17 protein-coding genes and 2 tRNA genes are annotated in these 20,236 nt (G+C 63.8%); 15 read left to right on the top strand and 4 right to left on the bottom strand.

Going from position 1 to position 20,236, the window contains the following annotated elements; genetic code table 11:
* Positions 1-77: 77 nt before the first annotated feature.
* Positions 78-2,777, bottom strand: a complete 2,700-nt coding sequence (gene pepN, locus MHX63_RS06805; protein ID WP_239387831.1) for an aminopeptidase N — start codon at positions 2,775-2,777, stop codon at positions 78-80.
* Positions 2,778-2,819: 42 nt separating this feature from the next.
* On the opposite strand from pepN, the gene MHX63_RS06800 reads away from it, so the two are divergent.
* Positions 2,820-3,494, top strand: coding sequence for a disulfide bond formation protein DsbA (locus MHX63_RS06800; RefSeq protein ID WP_304504258.1), 675 nt, complete (start codon positions 2,820-2,822; stop codon positions 3,492-3,494).
* A 37-nt stretch (positions 3,495-3,531) separates the two neighbouring features.
* Entirely contained in the window at positions 3,532-4,005 is a 474-nt protein-coding gene (locus MHX63_RS06795) for a ribose-5-phosphate isomerase (RefSeq protein WP_239387829.1), read from the top strand.
* A 21-nt stretch (positions 4,006-4,026) separates the two neighbouring features.
* Here the strand turns inward: MHX63_RS06795 and MHX63_RS06790 are convergent, their stop codons facing one another.
* Complete coding sequence (locus MHX63_RS06790) at positions 4,027-4,263, bottom strand: hypothetical protein (RefSeq protein ID WP_239387828.1); 237 nt, start codon at positions 4,261-4,263, stop codon at positions 4,027-4,029.
* A 182-nt stretch (positions 4,264-4,445) separates the two neighbouring features.
* On the opposite strand from MHX63_RS06790, the gene MHX63_RS06785 reads away from it, so the two are divergent.
* The 6 genes from MHX63_RS06785 to clpX all read left to right on the top strand — a co-directional run bounded on the left by MHX63_RS06785 (position 4,446) and on the right by clpX (position 9,371).
* Positions 4,446-4,520: transfer RNA gene (locus MHX63_RS06785), tRNA-Gly, on the top strand.
* Positions 4,521-4,643: 123 nt separating this feature from the next.
* A tRNA-Pro gene (locus MHX63_RS06780) sits at positions 4,644-4,717 on the top strand.
* Between the two features lie 258 nt (positions 4,718-4,975).
* The gene (tig, locus tag MHX63_RS06775) at positions 4,976-6,550 is read left to right on the top strand and encodes a trigger factor (RefSeq protein WP_239387827.1); all 1,575 of its coding nucleotides are present in this window, start codon (positions 4,976-4,978) and stop codon (positions 6,548-6,550) included.
* A 207-nt stretch (positions 6,551-6,757) separates the two neighbouring features.
* Positions 6,758-7,324, top strand: a complete 567-nt coding sequence (locus MHX63_RS06770) for an ATP-dependent Clp protease proteolytic subunit (protein ID WP_011273208.1) — start codon at positions 6,758-6,760, stop codon at positions 7,322-7,324.
* A gap of 3 nt (positions 7,325-7,327) precedes the next feature.
* Positions 7,328-7,957, top strand: coding sequence for an ATP-dependent Clp protease proteolytic subunit (locus MHX63_RS06765; RefSeq protein ID WP_011273209.1), 630 nt, complete (start codon positions 7,328-7,330; stop codon positions 7,955-7,957).
* A 139-nt stretch (positions 7,958-8,096) separates the two neighbouring features.
* Positions 8,097-9,371 (top strand): ATP-dependent Clp protease ATP-binding subunit ClpX, encoded by a 1,275-nt coding sequence (gene clpX, locus MHX63_RS06760; protein WP_239387826.1) that lies wholly within the window; start codon positions 8,097-8,099, stop codon positions 9,369-9,371.
* On the opposite strand, the gene MHX63_RS06755 is transcribed toward clpX, so the two are convergent.
* Positions 9,368-10,177, bottom strand: coding sequence for a hypothetical protein (locus MHX63_RS06755; RefSeq protein ID WP_239387825.1), 810 nt, complete (start codon positions 10,175-10,177; stop codon positions 9,368-9,370). The genes clpX and MHX63_RS06755 overlap by 4 nt on opposite strands.
* A 175-nt stretch (positions 10,178-10,352) precedes the next feature.
* Between MHX63_RS06755 and MHX63_RS06750 the strand changes: the two genes are divergently transcribed.
* The 7 genes from MHX63_RS06750 (at position 10,353) to ndk (ending at position 19,364) form a co-directional block, all read left to right on the top strand.
* A complete protein-coding gene (locus MHX63_RS06750; RefSeq protein ID WP_239387824.1) occupies positions 10,353-11,345 on the top strand; it encodes a malate dehydrogenase in 993 nt (330 codons plus the stop codon).
* 80 nt (positions 11,346-11,425) lie between these two features.
* A complete protein-coding gene (locus MHX63_RS06745; protein WP_239387823.1) occupies positions 11,426-12,532 on the top strand; it encodes an alpha/beta hydrolase in 1,107 nt (368 codons plus the stop codon).
* Between the two features lie 35 nt (positions 12,533-12,567).
* A complete protein-coding gene (locus MHX63_RS06740; RefSeq protein WP_239387822.1) occupies positions 12,568-15,366 on the top strand; it encodes a valine--tRNA ligase in 2,799 nt (932 codons plus the stop codon).
* Positions 15,363-16,901, top strand: a complete 1,539-nt coding sequence (locus tag MHX63_RS06735; protein ID WP_239387821.1) for a folylpolyglutamate synthase/dihydrofolate synthase family protein — start codon at positions 15,363-15,365, stop codon at positions 16,899-16,901. The genes MHX63_RS06740 and MHX63_RS06735 overlap by 4 nt, the downstream gene beginning before the upstream one ends.
* A gap of 49 nt (positions 16,902-16,950) precedes the next feature.
* The gene (locus tag MHX63_RS06730) at positions 16,951-17,448 is read left to right on the top strand and encodes a DUF4233 domain-containing protein (protein ID WP_239387820.1); all 498 of its coding nucleotides are present in this window, start codon (positions 16,951-16,953) and stop codon (positions 17,446-17,448) included.
* 113 nt (positions 17,449-17,561) lie between these two features.
* Positions 17,562-18,899: a peptidoglycan recognition family protein gene (locus MHX63_RS06725; RefSeq protein ID WP_239387819.1), complete on the top strand. Its 1,338-nt coding sequence runs from the start codon at positions 17,562-17,564 to the stop codon at positions 18,897-18,899.
* 54 nt (positions 18,900-18,953) lie between these two features.
* Positions 18,954-19,364 carry a nucleoside-diphosphate kinase gene (gene ndk / locus MHX63_RS06720; protein WP_034973318.1) on the top strand — a complete coding sequence of 137 codons (411 nt, stop codon included), beginning with the start codon at positions 18,954-18,956 and terminating at the stop codon, positions 19,362-19,364.
* Positions 19,365-19,429: 65 nt separating this feature from the next.
* Here ndk and MHX63_RS06715 read toward each other — a convergent pair whose 3' ends face one another.
* Positions 19,430-20,194, bottom strand: coding sequence for a hypothetical protein (locus MHX63_RS06715; protein WP_239387818.1), 765 nt, complete (start codon positions 20,192-20,194; stop codon positions 19,430-19,432).
* Positions 20,195-20,236 lie beyond the last annotated feature (42 nt).

Below are 20,236 nucleotides of genomic sequence, written 5' to 3'. Positions count from 1 at the left end.
ATAGCCGGCGGGGCAGGTTGGGCGCGGCTACGGCCGCAGGGGCGCAGCCGCCTGGCCGCAGGGGCGCAGCCGGGCGGTTACTCTCCCGCCGCGTCGAACACGCGGGCGGCCTTGGCACGCGCCACCCGGTCGCGCCCCTCGGAGAGCACGCGGCGCAGGCCACTCGGGGTGTCTTCCGCCTTCACGAGTTCAGCGATGGCGGAATCCGTTGCGTCGCTGTGATCCCAGGAGGGATAGATGCCCTCCAGGGTGCGTAGAGCCATCTCCGAGTTCAGGGACGTCCACCACTCCACGGCGTGGGCAACGTAATCCTCGCTGAACTGCTGCAACAAGTCGGCGTGGCCGACGTGCACCAGACCCGCGTTGCGGTGGCGCAGGCTCAGGTTGCTCTGCTGCGGGGCCTCCACGGTCAGGGCGCGCCAGACCTGCTGCTTGGTCTGCTCATCCGGCACAGACGAACGCGCCTGCAGTGCCAGTGCTGCTCCGCTGGAGGACTTGTCCTGGGCCTCCTCGGCGGCAATGCGTGCTTCCACCTGCTCGGGGGTTTCACCGGTGGCACGGGCCGCGGCGGTCAGCGCAATGATGATCGCCCAGCGCAGGTCCTGGTCCACATCCAGGCCCGGGATCACCTCGGCGGCGTCAACCTCTCCCAACAACGCGCGCAGCACGCCCGCCGACTCCGCGGAGTGCACGCAACCCATGTAGGCCCGGACGAACGCCAGCTGAGCCGGGCCTTCAGTCTTGCGCGCCGCCGCCAGGAAGGCCTCGCGCAGCTGTGCCCAGCCTTCGTCCGCCCAGTCCGGGTCTGCGTAGTTTGCAGCCGCCGCGCGGGCCTGGGCCAAGATCTGCTCTAGCACTGCCAGCTCGGTTTCTTCGGCTGCGCCACCGGCAACCAGGCCGATAAAGTCGCGGGCCCGCATCTGCGCGTTGCGGGTCATCTGCCATGCCGCGGACCACACCAGGGCACGCGCCATCGGATCTGTGATGCGCACGATGTTCGGCTTGCCGCCTTCGGCTTCGTCGCTATCCCCGCCGCCGATCGCCGTCGCCAGGGATCCCTCGTCCAGCGCCATGTTGCCGTAGGCCAGGTCATCGTCGTTGACCAGCACCAGGTCGCCGGCGGGCACGCCCACCAGCTCTGGAACTTCGGTGCGCTCGCCGGAAATATCCAATTCCACGCGCTTGGTGCGCTTCAGCGCTCCGCCCTTGCTGCCCGCGCCGTCGTCCTCGAAGCTATACACACCCACGGCAATGCGGTGGGTGCGGGTCTCGCCCGCGCCAGGCTGCGCGCCGGACTGCTCCACGGCGAAGGAAGTGTAAGCCCCGTCGTTCACCTCAAAGACCGGGGTCAGGGTATTGATGCCCGTGGTGCGCAGCCACTGCTCCGACCAGTCGGAAAGGTCGCGCCCCGAAGCCTTCTCCAGCGCCCCCAGCAGGTCCGCGAACGTTGCGTTATCCCAGGCGTGCGCCGCGAAGTGCGCGCGGATGCCTGCGAAGAACTCATCCAACCCCACGTAGGCCGCCAGCTGCTTCAGCACGCTTGCGCCCTTGGCGTAGGTGATGCCGTCGAAGTTGGCCTCCACCGTTTCGATGTCGCCCGCGTCGGAGAACACCGGGTGGGTGGAGGACAGCTGATCCTGCGCATACGCCCACGCCTTCTCTTTGCTGTTGAAGGTCACCCATGCCGTGTCGTACTTCGTGGCCCCCGCCTGGCTCATGGCGGCTGACCAGGTGGCGAAGGATTCATTCAGCCACAGGTCGTCCCACCACTTCATCGTCACCAGGTCGCCGAACCACATGTGCGCCAGCTCGTGCAGGATCGTATCCGCACGGCGTTCGTACTGGTAGTGGCTGGCTGCGGAGCGGAAGATGTACTCGTCGCGGATCGTCACCGCACCCGCGTTCTCCATGGCTCCCATGTTGTATTCCGGGCAGAAGATCTGGTCGTACTTGTAGAACGGGTAGCCGATGCCGAACTTGTCCGCGTAGTAGTCGAAGCCCTGCTTGGTCACCTCGAATAGCTCGTCGGCATCCAGGTACTCCGCCAGCGACTTCCGGCAGTACAGCGCCAGCGGCACGCGCATTTCCCCACTGGTCTGCAAGTTCTTATCCTGCGCCGCCGCGGACTCCGGGTGCTCGGTGATCGTACCGCGCCACTCGTCGCGCACCACGTGCCACGGGCCGACGCAAAACGCAATGAGGTAGGTCGATAGCAGGTAGTCCACGGTCGCACTGTGCTTTTTCTTATTGACGCCTTTAGCCTCCGCCACGGAAACCTCATTGTTCGTCACCACGGTCCACTCGGCTGGCGTGGTGAGCTCAACGTCATAGGTCGCCTTGATGTCCGGCTGGTCGAAGCAGGCGAAAACCCGCTTGGCGTCCGCCGTCTCGAACTGGGTGTACATGTAGGCCTGGTCGTCGCTGGGGTCGAAGAAGCGGTGCAGGCCCTGGCCCGTGGTGGAGTACAGAATCTCCGCCTCCACCAGCAGCTCGTGCTGGCCACTAGACAGGCCTTCGAGCGGAATGCCCGTAGTGGCGTCATAAGTAAAGTCCCCAAATGCCGCGCCATCGAGCTCCACCCGCGACAGCGAGTCCGCACGCAGGTCCAGGAAGGTAGACCCGGCGCCGGAGGTGAAGGTGATGCGGGTCAGCGAGCGGAAGTGCTTGTTTTCGGGCTTCTCGCCGCCGGAAAGATCCAGCTGGATGGTGTAGTGAACATCGCTGATGAGGCTAGCGCGATGCTCGGCCTCGGTACGGGTTAGGTTGATGGAAGTCATGCAGACCACCCTAGTAGGCGCGCCGGACAGGGTTCCCGCGCGATGGCTAGAGTGGGGGACATGACTGCTACCCAGAACAATAACCAGAACCAAACCGTAACCATGTTCTTCGACGCCATCTGCCCCTTCGCCTGGGTTACCAGCCGCTGGCTGATGGAAGTCCAGGAGGTCCGCGACGTGGAGGTGAAGTTCCAACCGATGAGCCTCTCCGTACTGAACGAGGGCCGCGACCTGGACCCCGCCTACCGCGAGAAGATGGATGCCGCGTGGGCGCCGGCGCGTGTGGCCACCGCGATTTGGCAGCAGCACCCAGAGAAGCTTTCCGCCTGGTACACCGCCCTGGGCACCAAGATCCACAACGAGGAGCGTGCCGATGCAACCGACCCGCACGGCTACGACGAACTGATCGCCGAGGCTCTGGAGGAAGCTGAGCTGCCCGCCGACCTGGCCAAGGTGGGCCACCTGGCCGCCGACGATGAGGGCTCTGTCGACGCGCTGCTGCGCGAATCTCAGGGCAAGGCGATCGAGCTGGTGGGCGACGAGGTCGGCACCCCGGTAGTGCAGCTGGGCGACGTGGCCTTCTTCGGGCCGGTCATCACCCGCATTCCGCGTGGGGAAGAGGCAGGCAAGCTATTCGATGCCTCCGTGACCTTGGCGGCGAACCCGCACTTCTTTGAGCTGAAGCGTTCCCGCACCGAAGCGCCGGTGGCTGAGTAGTGCCCGTGAGCAGTCGGCAACCGGCTAGACTGACACCATGCGTATTTACCTAGGTGCAGATCATGCCGGTTTCGAGATGAAGAACGTGATCAAGGATCACTTGACCTCCAAGGGCTTCGAGGTTGTGGACTGTGGCGCCCACACCTACGACGCGAACGACGACTACCCGGCGTTCTGTATCGCAGCGGCCAAGTCCGTGGTGGAGGACGAGGGCTCGCTGGGCATCGTGCTCGGCGGTTCCGGCAACGGCGAGCAAATTGCCGCCAACAAGGTTCCGGGCGCGCGCTGTGCTCTGGCGTGGTCCGTGGAGACCGCGAAGCTGGCTCGTGAACACAACAACGCCCAGCTGATCGGGCTGGGCGGTCGTATGCACTCCGAGGAGGAGGCGCTGGCGATTGTCGACGCTTTCGTCACCCAGCCGTGGTCCGAGGCGGAGCGCCACCAGCGCCGCATCGACATCCTGGCTGAGTACGAGCGCACGGGAGAGGCGCCGGCGCTGCCGGAGAGCTAAAGATCTACTCTTGCTCGAGATCTAATTGTGCGCGGTGGTGCCCGACGAGGTCGGGGCGCCATCGCGTTTTTGCTGCCATTCCTTCACCACGTTGGAATCCCAAAGGGTCAGGCCGTTGTACTTGGCCACTGGGCGGGGTGCGCGCCCGCGGCCTGCATAGCTGGTGAAGGTGCCACGAGCTGTGCCGGAGTGCTCAGCGCACTGTGATGCGGTCCAGAGCTCCGTGCCGGTGGTTTTGTCGACGATAATTGGTTCCATAAAACTAGAATGTACAGCCCATAGGTAACTCATACAATTAGAGTGGCGCATTTGCTACACCTGCATGCCCCCGCAACTATGAAGGTTGTAAGGCTTTTTAGCTAGTTGTGCTGGGGTGATTTTGCTGGATGGTGGGGTGTATGGTGTATCATCGCACAACGTAACGGAAGCTAGCTTCCAGTGGGAATGTCGTATAGTGGCTAATACCTCAGCCTTCCAAGCTGAAGACGCGGGTTCGATTCCCGTCATTCCCTCCAAGCTTTAAGGCAGTTCCCCCTAGCGCAGTCGAGCGCAACGACGGGGGAGCTGCCGTTTTGTATTTCCCGGTATCCAGCCAGTAAAGTAACGGGCGCAACGTCCCCGTGGGGTCGTTCAAAAATCGGGATATGGCGCAGTTTGGTAGCGCACTCGCTTTGGGAGCGAGGGGTCGCAGGTTCAAATCCTGTTATCCCGACATTTTTATCTTCACTCTTTTTCTTTGTGACGCCACCCTGCGGTTCGTCGCATTGAAAAGGTGAAATGGGGGTTCACAGTCTGGATCTGCGGGGGGATTCGGCGATCCATTTCGCGGTAGAGGAGCCCGAAAAAGACACCCCAGCGTGATGCGTCTGGCGATGGTTCTATAAAATTGAGCACCGACCGTAAAAGCGCTGCGAGATGAACGAGAGACCGCGGTGCCAAAGAAGCTATTAATACACAGGAGTGTGCATTCGTGAAGAGCTCTGTAGAAAAGCTGAGCGCCACCCGCACCAAGCTGACGATTGAGGTTCCATTCGAGGAGCTTAAGCCAGAGTTCGACAAGGCCTACGCAACCCTCGCGCAGCAGGTAAACATGCCGGGCTTCCGCAAGGGCAAGGTTCCGGCGAAGATTCTGGAGGCTCGCCTGGGCCGTGGCGTTGTCCTGGATCAGGTCATCAACGAGATGCTGCCTTCTCGCTACAGCCAGGCTGTCGAGGAGAACGACGTGAAGGCCCTGGGGCAGCCGGAGATCGAGATCGCCGAGCTGGAGGACGGCAAGCACATCACCTTCACCGCCGAGGTTGACGTCCGCCCGGAGATCGAGGTTCCGGACTTCTCCGCCATCTCCGTTGAGGTTGCGCCGCTGAAGGCTGACGACGAGGCTATCGACGCAGAGCTGAAGAACCTGCAGGCTCGCTTTGGCACCCTGAAGCCGGCTGACCGCGCAGTGAAGAAGGGCGACTTCGTCTCCATCGACCTGTCCGCCACCATCGACGGCGAGACTGTCGACGAGGCCACCACCGAGGGCCTGTCCCACGAGGTCGGCAACGATTCCCTGATCGAGGGCCTGGATGACGCGCTGGTCGGCATGAAGGAGGGCGAGGAGTCCACCTTTACCTCCAAGCTGGTTGCCGGCGAGCACGCCGACGAAGAGGCTGAGGTTACCGTCAAGCTCGGTTCCGTCAAGGAGCGCGAGCTGCCGGAGCTGGACGACGACTTCGCACAGCTGGCTAGCGAGTTCGATACCCTGGACGAGTTGAAGGAGTCCGTGAAGGGTCAGGTCGAGCAGCAGCTGAAGAACACCCAGGCCGGCGAGATCCGCGACAAGGTTCTGGCCGAGGCTCTGGAGCAGACCGAGTTTGAGCTGCCGGAGGGTGTTGTCAAGGAGCAGGTCGACGCGCAGATCCAGCAGATCATCCAGCAGTTCGGTGGCGACGAGAAGGTCTTCGAGTCCATGCTGGCTGCTCAGGACATGACGCGCGAGAAGTTCGAAGAGGATGCACGCAGCTCCGCTGAGGATTCCGTGCGTACCCAGCTGTTCCTGGATGCCGTTGCGGACAAGGAGCAGCCGGAGGTTTCCCAGGAAGAGCTGATGGATCACATCGCCTTCACTGCAAACCAGTACGGCATGGATCCGAACCAGTTCATCATGCAGCTGCAGCAGGCCGGCCAGCTGGGCAGCCTGTTCGCTGATGTCCGCCGCGGCAAGGCACTGGCGCTGAACATCGCCCGTACCTCTGTGAAGGACACTGACGGCGCAGACGTTGACCCGAAGGAGTACTTCGGCGACGTTGAGGCTGAGGGCGACAAGTCTGAGGCTGACAAGGCGGATAAGGCGGATAAGGCCGAGGTGAAGCCGAAGAAGGCTCCTGCCAAGAAGTCGACCGCCAAGAAGTCCACCACGAAGAAGAGCACGGCCAAGAAGTCGACCGCCAAGAAGTCGACTGCTAAGAAGAGCACGGCCAAGAAGTCGACCACCAAGAAGGCTACGAAATCTACGGCGAAGAAGTCCACTGCCAAGAAGGCAGCGGAGAAGAAGGAAGACTAAGAGTTTTCCCTGACCGCCGGGACCTCCACTCGAGGTTCTGGCGGTTTTCTTTTTGCCCCGCCTTTCCCGTTACCCGCCCCGGTGCGCAGCCATATCGTGCGCTGACAGCGAACAACCCCACTGGGAAGCACGCTTTGCCGACGGGTGTGACTAGGCTGGGGCGCATACAAAAGTGAACTTTCGTAATACTTTCGGCAAGGAGCGAAGTTGAGTTCGGAAACCCCAAACCATAGAGACTCAGTCTACGAGCGCCTGCTGCGCGAGCGAATCATCTTCCTGGGCAGCCAGGTGGACGATGAGATCGCCAACGAGCTGTGCGCCCAGATTCTGCTGCTGTCCGCAGAGGATCCGACGCGCGACATCAGCCTGTACATCAACTCTCCCGGTGGCTCCGTCACCGCGGGTATGGCTATCTACGACACGATGAAGTACGCGCCGTGCGACATCGCTACCTACGGAATGGGCCTGGCGGCGTCCATGGGCCAGTTCCTGCTTTCCGCAGGCACGAAGGGTAAGCGCTACGCCCTGCCGCACGCCCGCATCATGATGCACCAGCCTTCCGCAGGCGTGGGCGGCACCGCCGCCGACATCGCCATCCAGGCGGAGCAGTTCGCCTACACCAAGCGGGAGATGGCTGAACTGATCGCGGAGTTCACCGGCCAGACCGTTGAGCAGATCACCAAGGATTCCGACCGCGACCGTTGGTTCACCGCCCAGCAGGCCAAGGAATACGGTTTCGTCGACCACGTCATCACCTCTGCGAAGGAGAGCTAAGACATGTCAGAGATGCAGATGCCAGAAATGCGATACATCCTGCCGTCGTTCGTGGAGCACTCCAGCTACGGCGCGAAGGAATCCAACCCGTACAACAAGCTGTTCGAGGAGCGCATCATCTTCCTGGGCACCCAGGTGGACGACGCTTCCGCCAACGACATCATGGCGCAGCTGCTGGTGCTGGAGGGGCTGGACCCGGACCGGGACATCACGATGTACATCAACTCTCCCGGCGGTTCCTTCACCAGCCTGATGGCTATCTACGACACGATGCAGTACGTCCGCCCGGACGTGCAGACCGTCTGCCTCGGCCAGGCCGCCAGCGCCGCTGCCGTGCTGCTGGCTGCCGGTACCCCGGGCAAGCGCGCTGCCCTGCCGAACGCCCGCGTGCTGATCCACCAGCCCGCCACCGGCGGTGTGCAGGGCCAGGTTTCCGACCTGGAGATCCAGGCCAAGGAGATCGAGCGCATGCGCAAGCTGATGGAGGAGACCCTGGCGCGCCACACCGGCAAGTCCGCCGAGCAGGTGCGCATCGACACCGACCGTGACAAGATCCTAACGGCCGAGGAGGCCAAGGAGTACGGCATCGTCGACCAGGTCTTCGACTACCGCAAGCTGTCGGCGCAGAACTAGCGCCCGGCAAACCCTAGCGACCCGCGGGGCTTCCAGCTTCGCGGGCTTTGCGGCGTGGCGCGGTAGAATCGTAGGCCTATGAGGGTGCTAATCTAGCTGTCCCGCAAGTTACCCGACCCAAGAAAGCCTGATTTCCCGCATGCCTGAAAGCGCAGAGCTCCTGAAGTGCTCCTTCTGTGGAAAGAGCCAGAAGCAGGTCCGCAAGCTGATTGCCGGCCCTGGTGTTTACATTTGCGACGAATGCATCGAGCTTTGTAACGAGATCATCGAAGAGGAGCTGCTGGCGGTCGATCCCGCGGAGAGCTCGGCGAAGCTGCCGAAGCCCGCGGCCATCGCCGAGTTCCTGGATAGCTACGTAATCGGCCAGGACGAGGCCAAGCGCACCCTGGCCGTTGCCGTGTACAACCACTACAAGCGCATCCAGGTCGAAGAGTCGAACGCTGCTGCCCGCCGCACTGACGACGAGGTGGAGCTGGCGAAGTCCAACATTCTGATGCTGGGGCCGACCGGTTCGGGTAAGACCTATCTGGCGCAGTCGCTCGCCCGGATGCTCGATGTGCCTTTCGCCATTGCTGACGCCACCAGTTTGACCGAAGCCGGCTACGTCGGTGAAGACGTAGAGAATATCTTGCTGAAGCTTCTCCAGGCCGCCGACTTTGACGTGGCGAAGGCCCAGCGTGGCATCATCTACGTCGACGAAGTGGACAAGATCTCCCGTAAGTCGGAGAACCCGTCCATCACCCGCGACGTGTCCGGCGAGGGCGTGCAGCAGGCCCTGCTGAAGATCCTGGAAGGAACCGTTGCCGCCGTTCCGCCGCAGGGCGGCCGCAAGCACCCGAACCAGGAGTTCATCCAGTTCGACACAAAGAACGTTCTGTTCATCGTGGCGGGTGCGTTTTCCGGGTTGGAGAAGGTCATTTCCGAGCGCCGTGGCAAGAAGGGCCTGGGGTTCGGGGCGGAGATCAGCGCGAAGTCCGAGGAGGATCCGAACCCGTTCCAGTTCGTGGAGCCGGAGGACCTGGTGAAGTTCGGCCTTATCCCAGAGCTGATCGGTCGCCTGCCGGTGCTGACCCACGTTGGCCACCTGGACGAGGACGCCCTTGTGCGCGTGCTTACCGAGCCGAAGAACTCCCTGGTACGCCAGTACCAGCGCCTGTTCGACATGGACGGCGTGCGCCTGACCTTCGAGGACGAGGCGCTGCGGGAGATCGCTCATAAGGCGCTGGCGCGCGAGACCGGCGCCCGCGGCCTGCGGTCTATCATGGAAACCCTGCTGCTGCCGACCATGTTCGCCATTCCGGAAGATGAGGAAACCGGAGAGGTCATCATCACCGGCGCATGCGCCCGCGGGGAGGCGGAACCGACCCTGCTGACCCACGAAGAGGTCGCCAAGCGGGATAAGAAGAGCGCCTAGTCGTGATATAGGTCCGATGGCGCCGAAGGGGCGTCATCAACCTCTTCATCCTCGTGCCGCGCGTGGTTGTAGAGCGACGCGGCGACCGAGGAACCAATCACCGAAGAATGCGAAGCGTGGGTGTACGACGTGCCCTGGTTGGTGGGCATCGTGGTGGTAAGGAAAGCGATGACCGCATCGCAGGTCAGATTGCGCAGGCCATCCTCGTTTTCGGGGTCGTTTGAATCCATCCCATACAGGGCGTGGAACGTTGGGCCCTGAGTGACGGCGAAGGAACACAACGCGGTAATCAGCGCATAAGCATCCTCCGCGGACACGCCACTGCGGAACGCACCAATATCGTGGCCGCGCATCAGCACTCGATCCAGGTGTAGTACCACCGGGGAATCCTCCAACACGCCTACGCGGTGGACGAGCTCCGGATCGCCCAGAAGGTTCTCCGCCACAATCAGGCGCACCGCGTCCGGGTGCGTGGCAAAGCGCGTGTAAGTGGCGGCGACTAGCTTGCGCATCGCGCGGACCGGGGAGTTATCCATCTCCGGGTTGTCATAACCATTCAGCGGCACCGGCCAGATGGAGGAGTGGGCATAGCGCAACGCCTCCTCGTACAGTCGAGTCGGGGAATTCAGCAGCTCGCAGTTTTGCGGCAGGCGTGCAGCCTGGGCGATCGTGGCCAGGTGCTCCGGCGTGAATGCAGCACCGACCCGGATGGCGATAGTCACGGCGGTGTTCATGGCCTGGATGTACTGCTGTTCTCCGAGGCCGTACCAGGCCGCAGAGGCGGGAAGGTGGGGCTTATTCTGCACCAATTCAGTTTATCTATGAAGAAGCCGAACCTGCAGCAATGTGCAGCTAATCCAGGCTCGTGCGGGGGTGGCTGGAAGTAAGAGTGCAGTGAGAGTGCAGGGTGTCGGGCAGGTTATTACAGTGGGGAGAGGATCTAAGAAAACTCTCACCAACGCATCGCTTAAGGAGCCCCGCGTGACCACCAACAACCAGAATGCCGTTACCGTCACCGTCACGGGCGCAGGCGGCCAAATCGGCTACTCCCTGCTGTTCCGCATCGCCAAGGGGGAGGTTTTCGGCGACCGCGTAGTGAACCTACGCCTGCTGGAGACCGAGCAGGGCGTGCAAGCAGCCCGCGGCGTGGCTCTGGAGCTGGCCGACTGCGCCTTCCCGCTGCTGGGGGAGGTCACTATCACCACCGAACTCGACGAGGGCTTCAAGGATGCCAACGCAGTCTTCCTGGTGGGCGCCAAGCCCCGCCAGAAGGGTGAGGAGCGCGCCGACCTGCTGGCCGCCAACGGCAAGATCTTTGGCCCGCAGGGCAAGGCAATCGCGGAGCACGCCGCCGATGATGTCCGCGTGATCGTCGTCGGCAACCCGGCTAACACCAACGCCGCGATCGTCGCAGCCCACGCCGAAGGCCTCGACCCGCGCCGCGTTACCGCTCTGACCCGTCTGGACCACAACCGTGGCCTGGCGCAGGTGGCGGACAAGCTGGGCGTGGCCGTGCGCGACCTGGAGAACATGACCGTCTGGGGCAACCACTCCGCCTCCCAGTTCCCGGACGTTGCGGAGCTGACGCTGAATGGTGAGAAGGTCGCCGATAAGCTGGATGCGGCGTGGGTAAACGACGAGTTTATCCCGCGCGTAGCTAAGCGCGGCGCAGAGATTATCGAGGTTCGCGGGCGCTCCTCGGCAGCGTCCGCAGCCAGCGCCGCGCTGGATCACATGCGCGACTGGGTACACGGCACCGCTGAGGGCGACTGGGTTTCCGTCGCGCTGCCTTCCGACGGCTCCTATGGCATCCCGGAGGGCCTGGTGTTCTCCTTCCCCTGCCGCTCCGTCAACGGCGAGTGGGAGATCGTGCAGGGCCTGGAAATCAGCCCGGCGCAGCAGGAGCGCATCGACGCAAACATCAAGGAGCTGCAGGAGGAAAAGGCCGCCGTTGTGGAGGCTGGACTGCTGTAGTTTTTCTGTAGTTTCCTAAGGAAAAACTTTTTTCTGCATATCGCCACCCGGCCGTTCGGTCGGGTGGTTTTATGTTAGGCATGACAAATCCCACTGAATCTACCGAAACCACGGACACCACAGCCCCGATCCACTCCCAACCACTCCAGCACTCGCTTTTCAGCCAGCTCACCGCCCGCGCCGGGTGGCTGCTGCCAGCGATCCCCGAGCCAGTTCTGCGGATATTCGGCTCCCGCACCAACTCCGACGGTGATCGTCTGGATTCCGACGTCCGCGCCTCCAGCCTGGTCACGAACCTGATGCACCCGGCGGACTATTCCCACCAGTCTGTCGAGGCCACCCGCGCGGTTGTGGAGGACGCCGCGTACATGGCCGGCGGGCACGTCACCCAGGTCGGCTCCGTAGTGGAGGAGCGGATCCGGGGCGTGCGCGTGCGCCACTACCGTCCCACCGGTGCAGTCTCGCCGGACGAGGACCTGCCCACCCTGGTGTATTTCCACGGCGGCGGCTGGGTGGTCGGCTCCCTAGATTCGCACGATTCCACCTGCCGCTGGCTGTGTGAAGCTGCCCGCGTGGCAGTGCTCTCCGTGGACTACCGCCTGGCTCCGGAGCATCCTTTCCCCGCCGCGCCGGACGATTGCTGTGCTGTTGTTGAGGCCGCGATGGCGGGCGAGGTTAAGGGCGTCAATAAGAATAAGGTGGCCGTCGGCGGCGACTCCGCGGGAGGCAACCTGGCCGCCGTGGTGTGCCTGCGCCGTAAGCGCGAAGGGCAGGAGCAGCCGCGTGCGCAGCTACTGTTTGTGCCGGTAACGGACCTTTCCAGGTTGGATACTCCGAGCCACAAGGAGTTCTCCAAGGGGTACTTCCTCACCCAAGCGCACATGCAGTGGTACCGCGACCAATACCTCACCGACGACGTGCAGCGGCTGGACCCGGATGTTTCACCTCTGCTCGCCGAGGACGTCAGCGGGGTGGCTCCGGCCTATGTCGCCGTGGCCGGTTTCGATCCGTTGCGCGACGAGGGCGTGGCCTATGCCGAGAAGCTGCGGGAGGCAGGTGTGCCTGTTTCTTTCCGACGCCACCCCGGCCTGATCCACCCCTTCGTGAATTCTTCGGGCGTGTGGCGTAATTCCGGGCGGGCGTTGGACGAGGCTGCTGGTGTATTGCGGGCGGCGCTCGAGATGTAAATGCGCAGTGGGTGAGCGGGTGGTAGGCGGGGTGTATGCCCTGTCCGGGCCGTCTACTAGACTTGGCAGACGTGAGTGACTCCAGTTCTAAGGCAAATGGCTCTAACCCGATTGGTGCCGACCGCTCGGCACAGCTTCCCGCGGCATGGGATCCCGCCGCAGTAGAGGAAAACCTCTACCAGGGATGGGTGGATTCCGGCTACTTTAAGGCCGATCCTTCCAGTGACAAGCCGCCCTTCAGCATTGTGCTGCCGCCGCCGAACGTGACCGGCCAGCTGCACATGGGCCACGCGCTGGACCACACGCTGATGGATGCGATGGCTCGCCGCAAGCGCATGCAGGGCTTCGAGGTCCTGTGGCTGCCCGGCTCCGACCACGCGGGCATCGCCACGCAGACAAAGGTCGAGGCCAGCCTGAAGGAAACTGAGGGCAAGGACCGCTTCGACTACGGCCGCGAGGCTTTCGTGGAGAAGGTCTGGGAGTGGAAGGACCAGTACGGTGGCGTGATCCAGCGCCAGATGCGCGCCATCGGTGATTCCGTGGATTGGTCGCGCGAGCGGTTCACTTTGGACGATGGCCTGTCCCGCGCCGTGCAGACGATGTTCAAGGAGCTTTTTGACGCCGGTCTGATCTACCGCGCGAATCGCATGGTGAACTGGTCCCCGGTGCTGCAGACGGCGATCTCCGACATCGAGGTTGTGTACTCCGACGACGAGGGCGAGCTGGTGAGCATCCGCTATGGCTCGCTGGACGATTCCGAGCCGCACGTGGTCGTGGCGACCACTCGTGTGGAGACGATGCTGGGCGACGTGGCTGTTGCCGTGCACCCGGAGGACGAACGCTACGCGGATCTGGTGGGCAAGGCCCTGCCGCACCCGTTCTTGCCGGACCGGCAGATGATCGTGGTGGCCGACGACTACGTGGACCCGGAGTTCGGTACTGGCGCGGTGAAGATCACTCCGGCGCACGACCCGAACGACTTTGCGATGGGTCAGCGCCACGACCTGCCGATGCCCGTGATCATGGACGAGACCGGCCACATTGCGAACACCGGCACAGAGTTCGACGGCATGGAGCGCTACGAGGCGCGCGAGAAAATCCGCCTGGCGCTGGAGGAGCAGGGGCGCATCGTGGCCCGCAAGTTCCCCTACGTGCACAGCGTGGGCCACTCCGAGCGCTCCAAGGAGGCCGTGGAGCCGCGCCTGTCCGAGCAGTGGTTCGTCAAGGTTGACGAGCTGGCGAAGATGTCGGGCGATGCGATCCGCTCCGGCGACTCGGTGATTCACCCATCCTCCCAGGAGCCGCGTTGGTTCGACTGGGTGGACGACATGCACGACTGGTGCATTTCCCGTCAGCTGTGGTGGGGCCACCGCATTCCGATTTGGTACGGCCCGAACGGCGAAATCGTGTGCTGCGGCCCGGACGACGAAGCCCCGACGGGCGAGGGCTGGCGCCAAGATGAGGACGTGCTGGACACCTGGTTCAGCTCCGCCCTGTGGCCGTTCTCCACGATGGGCTGGCCGGAGAAGACCCCGGAATTGGAGAAGTTCTACCCAACCAGCGTGCTGGTGACGGGCTACGACATTCTGTTCTTCTGGGTGGCCCGCATGATGATGTTTGCCACCTTCGCCTCCAAGCACACCCCAGAGGTGCTGGGCACCGGCAAGGATGACCGTCCGCAGATTCCGTTCAAGGACATCTTCCTGCACGGCTTGGTGCGCGACGAGCACGGCCGCAAGATGTCGAAATCCCTGGGCAACGGCATCGACCCGATGGACTGGGTGCGCGACTACGGTGCGGATGCACTGCGCTTCACCCTGGCGCGCGGCGCCAACCCTGGCTCCGACCTGCCGGTGGGCGAGGATGCCGCGCAGTCCTCCCGCAACTTCGCCACCAAGCTATACAACGCCACCAAGTTCGCCCTCATGAACGGCGCGCGTGTGGGCGAGTTGCCCGCCCGCGAGACCCTGACGGATGCCGACCGCTGGATCCTGGACCGCCTGGAAGAGGTCCGCCAGCTGGTGGACGACGCGCTGGACCGCTACGAATTCTCCCTGGCGAACGAGAATCTGTACCGCTTCGCCTGGGGCGAGTTCTGCGACTGGTACCTGGAGATTGCCAAGGTGCAGATCCCGCGCGACTGGGATAGTGCCACGGAGGAACAGGTCCAGCGGGGCATCAGCACCCAGATCGTGCTGGGACGTGTGCTGGACGCGGTACTGCGCCTGCTGCACCCGGCCATGCCTTTCGTGACCGAGACGCTGTGGAAGGCGCTGACCGATGGGGAAGAGGGCTACTCCGACTCCCTGGTCACCGCCGACTGGCCGACCGCCGACCTCACCAACGGTGGGGCGCAGACCGATGCCGATGCGGTACGCCGCATGGCGGACGTGGACAAGCTGGTTACCGAGCTCCGTCGCTTCCGCAGCGACCAGGGCGTTAAGCCCTCTCAGAAGGTGCCCGCTGCCCTGGACTTCGCCGCCGCTGACCTGGCCGACTTCGAAGAGGCCGTGCGCTCCCTGGTGCGCCTGGAAACCCCGGAGGAAGGCTTCGCGGAGACCGCATCCATCGAGGTGCGCCTGTCCCAGGCAACCATCGCCGTGCAACTGGATACCTCCGGCACCGTCGACGTTGCCGCGGAGCGCAAGCGCCTGGAGAAGGACCTCGCAGCCGCTCAGAAGGAGCTGGACAACGCGGCGAAGAAGCTGGGTAACGAAAACTTCCTGGCCAAGGCTCCGGAGAAGGTCGTCGAAGGAATCCGCGAGCGCCAGCGCGTCGCACAGGAGGAATTCGAGCGCATCACTGCCCGCCTGGAAGGCCTGCCGAAGGCATGACCGACGACAAGTTCACCGAGGACAAGGTCGGGGATAGCTACCCGGAAGAGGTCACGCTCGATGAGGCAGGCCTAGCCCTGCCTATCGACGGTGTGGGGGCGGATGAGCCCGAGGTGGCGTCCGTACAAGAACGTCCCATTACGCCCGAAGACCTGGCCACGCTGGCCGAGGTCGATGCGGAGCTGAACCAGCGCTGGCCGGAAACCAAGATCGACCCGACGCTCGAGCGCGTCGAAATGCTGATGGACCTGCTCGGCCACCCGGAGCGCGCGTTTCCGGTGATCCACGTGGCGGGAACCAACGGCAAAACCTCCGTGGTGCGAATGATCGAATCGCTGATGCGCGCATTCCACCGTCGCACCGGGCGGACAACCAGCCCGCACCTGCAGCTCGTCACTGAACGCATCGCCATCGACGGCAAGCCGCTCCACCCACGCGACTACGTGGACACCTGGCGCGATATTCAGCCGATGGTGGAAATGGTGGACGCGAAAAGCCAGGCCGAAGGCGGCCCGCAGATGAGCAAGTTCGAAGTGCTGGTGGCCATGGCCTACGCGGCCTTCGCCGACGCGCCAGTGGACGTGGCCGTGGTGGAGACCGGAATGGGCGGGCGCTGGGACGCGACGAACGTGGTGAACTCCGACGTTGCCGTAATCACCCCGATCGGGCTTGACCACACGGACTACCTGGGCGACACGCTAGAGGACATCGCAGGCGAGAAGGCGGGGATCATCAAGGCCCGCTGGGATGCCGACGATCTGCTCACCCCGCCGGACAACGTGACGATCGTCGCCGAGCAGGAGCCAGCGGCGATGCGCGTGCTGCTGGAGGAGGCCGTGGCGAAGGATTCCGCCGTCGCCCGCGCCGGCAGTGAGTTCGGCGTGCTCTCCAGCCAGATTGCCGTCGGCGGGCAGACTGTGACCATCCGCGGCCTGGCCGGCGAGTACACAGACATCTTCCTGCCGCTCTCCGGCGAACACCAGGCGCGCAACGCCGCCGTGGCCCTGGCTGCCGTGGAGGCGTTCTTCGGGGCCGGTGCCGAGCGGCAGCTGGACGTGGACACGGTGCGGGAGGGCTTCGCCTCCGTCGCCTCGCCCGGCCGACTGGAGCGCGTGCGCTCCACCCCGAGCGCGTTTATCGACGCCTCGCACAACCCCCACGGGGCGAAAGCCCTGGCTGCGGCCATCGACCGCGACTTCGAGTTCCGTCGGTTGGTCGGCGTGGTCGGCGTGCTGGGGGACAAGGATGCCCGCGGTATCCTGGCCGCCCTGGAGCCCGTGATGGACGAGATCGTGGTAACTGAGGTGAACTCACCGCGCGCTCTGCCGGTCGACGTGCTGGCCGAGTACGCGCGGGATGCCTTCGGCGAAGAGCGCGTGCACGTAGCAGCGAACCTGCCTGGAGCAGTGGAGATCGCCACCCAACTGGCCGAGGACGACGAGGACGGCGTGCTGTCCGGCGCTGGTGTGCTAATCACCGGCTCAGTGGTGACGGCCGGGGAAGCCCGCACGCTGTTCGGCAAGGAACCGGCGTAGGCGCCGGAAGAATTTTCAAACGGAAGAACTACCAAGGAGCTGCACAATCGTGGCACAGAACCCGGACAACCGCAGTAAGGCTGTCGAGGGCAGTGGACAGGGCGAGTACGGTCCGCTGGGCCCCGGCCAGACCCCGGCGAACGATCCGATGAAGGGGCTGCGCGGCGTGATGGCCGGAACGCACATCATGGAAGCCATCGTGATCCTGCTGGTGCTGACCGTCATCACCCGGGTGGATGCCGGTGCGTCCGCCACGACCTTCAACATGGCCTACGTGATCGGCCTGGGGGTTGCGATGATCGTCGCCGCCTTCCTGCAGAAGGCCAAGTGGGCCGATTGGCTGAACATTGCCCTGCAGGTGCTGGCCATCGCGGGCTTCATCGTGCACCCGGCGATGGGGGCGATGGGCGTGATCTTCGCCCTGTGCTGGTGGTACATCTACCACCTGCGCTCGAACCTGATGCGCCGCATGGAGCGCGGCCTGCTGCCCTCGCAGCACCTCGATGAGGAAGGTAACCTGCGGCACCCGGCTACCCCCGCCGACTAATCATTGCCACGCCACATTTGCACCATGTATAACACCAGCAACATTCAACTGGGAATACCCTTAAGTGGGGGTAAGTCTCCCGCTACCCCCGAATGTGGTTTATTATCCGGTGCATGACGTTAACGCGCCGTGCATTCTTCCGATCTTCCACCGCCCTGGGGGCCGCCGTTGGTGGCTCCCTCCTCTTTGCCAACCGTAACAATATGGGGGTCTTCTCCTCCGCTGACGACGCACTCCCCGATGCAGATCCCGCCGGACCTGCCGGCGCCCTGAACTCTGCCGAGCCGGAGGGCTTTACCGGAACGGGAATCGGCGTCAACCAAAAGGGCGAGTTACCCGGAGGCATCGGGTACCTCACGATCACCTTTGCACCCGCAGCGACCGAGGGCACGAAGGCGACCCTGCGCTTCGAGTTCCCGGGTGGCCGCACCGAAGACCGCGTGGTCCAGCCCGAGGCTCACGACCGCGAGGGCGATGATTCCGCGCTGAAGTCCGAGCCCGTAGAGCTTCCCGAGGGCGCCACTGCCGTCTGGCTGCCCGGTGAGGTCAACGACCCCGCGACTCGCCTGTTCCTCCACATTGTGGAGGCACCACAGGGGCAGGAAGAGCAGATCTTCGGCGCGGGCATTGCACCCTACGCTGCACCGATGGGCCTGCCCTCCAACCCGGCTGAGCTGCAAAGCAGTCTGGAAACCGGAGCTGCGGCCGTGGTTGGTTCACTTGCGCTGGCGGGCACCATCGCCGGGATCCTACAGTCCAGTGGCCTGGCCAACCCGGGTGCGCCGGCTCCGGGTGGCGGTATCGGCATCGGTGGTGCGAACGTGATCAACGGCCTGCGAGTGGTTTCCCGCCGCGAGTGGGGCGCCAACGAGTCGCTGATGGGGTGGACTCCCCGCTTCACCCGCGCACAGCTCATCACTGTGCACCACACGGCGATGGCCACTCCTGCCAACGGCGACTACGCCGCGAACGTCCGCAGCATCTACGCCTTCCACGCCTCCCGGGCGAACGGCGGACGCGGCTGGGGCGACATCGGCTACCACCTGCTGATTGCCCCGGATGGCACCGTGTTCCAGGGGCGCACCACCGGCACGGATGGCCAGGCGGTCTTCCAATCCGGCAGCCTGGGCGCATCCCCCATGTCCGTCACCGCAGGCCACGTGTACAACGCGAACGACGGCAACATTGGTGTGTGTCTGCTGGGTAACTTCATGCAGCAGGCTCCTACTCCCGCCGCGATCAACTCCCTGGTGCGTGTTCTCGGCTACCTGTGCCGTGGGCTGGGTCTGGATCCGCGCGGCCACGTGCGCTACGTGAACAACGCGGCCCGCCTGAACCTGACCCGCCGCACGATCACCGGCCACCGTGACTGGGGCGACGTTTCCACTGCGACGGCATGCCCGGGTGACCGTGCCTACGCACTGATGAATCAGGTGCGCAATCGCGTGTAACGCCGGGGCGTTGCGGCGCTGTGGTGCGGTGACGCCACGTGTAGAATCACTGGCATGACTGAACGCACTCTGATTCTGATTAAGCCCGACGGTGTTAAGAACGGCCACGTGGGCGAAATTATTTCCCGCATTGAAAAGAAGGGTCTGAAGCTCGTGGAGCTGGACCTGCGTACCGCTGACCGTGAGACCGCGGAGAAGCACTACGCTGAGCACGCCGACAAGCCTTTCTTTGGCGAGCTGGTGGACTTCATCACCTCCGCTCCGCTGGTTGCGGGCATCGTTGAGGGTGAGTCCGCTATCGCAGCTTGGCGTCAGCTGGCTGGTGGCACCCACCCGGTGGAGAAGGCCACCCCGGGCACCATCCGCGGCGACTTCGCCCTGACTGTTGGCGAGAATGTTGTGCACGGCTCCGACTCCCCGGAGTCCGCTGAGCGCGAGATCGGTATCTGGTTCCCGAACCTGTAAGAAGGCTAGACAAGTAAACCGCGGGCGCAGCGCGTCCGCGGTTCTCGCGTATCGGGGGCTTCGGATTAGCCGGTGTGCCGCTTCTGGAAGTCTTGAGAGCCGTCCTCTGTTAGCGTGACCCATTTCCTCGCTCCGTCGGCGGAGCGCAACTCCCGGATTTTCACAGCTTTGCCCTGCTCGACTAGCTTGTCCAGAGCCTCGTTCGCACTGTGAGTGGTCCATCCGTACTGCGATAGATCCTCTTTCAAGGTATCGCTCAGGATCTGCAGCCCGCCTGGGACGCATCGGCGGCAGTAGAGGAATGCCTGTAGCCACTCGGTGGGGTCCTCAATTCGCATCTTTTGCCCCAACTTTTCAGGGGCGGTGTAGCGGGCGGGGCGCCAGGCGTCGAGAGTAACGACCCAGTACATCAACCCAACGGTGATCAGCGCGGCAATAGCGGCGAAGCCCCACCTGCCCTGGCTGCTGAAAATGTTTGCGACCTGCGATATGCCGAAAACGAGCGCAAGCACTAGCACCACACGGCCTTCTTCCTTCCAGCTGAAGGGGGTGCGGGCGGCTTCAGCGTCTGACTTCAGGGGGGAGTAGTCGTTGCCGCGCACGCCGCCCCGCCGCAGGTAGCGCCACCACACGACGCCAGCCAGGACGGCGGCGACGAGGATCCCCAGCGCCGGTAAGGGTCCGGTAACTGGAGCGCAGAGGATGAACAACATCAGTCCGAAAATCAGCGAAATCACAAACTGCGCGGCTTTGCTGGGACGCATGCCGTTTTGGACATCAGTGAGCACTGTCTGGTCGAAGGCGACGGAGGGCGAGGAGGGGGTGGGCATAGCGTTCAGCGTAACAGTCGCGCACTTCAGCACAGTGTTGTC

It is taken from the genome of Corynebacterium sp. ACRQK, assembly GCF_022345965.1.
In the GTDB taxonomy this organism is placed as follows: domain Bacteria; phylum Actinomycetota; class Actinomycetes; order Mycobacteriales; family Mycobacteriaceae; genus Corynebacterium.
Note: the sequence above shows the minus strand (reverse complement) of the source record. Positions and strands in the feature narration are given on the sequence as shown.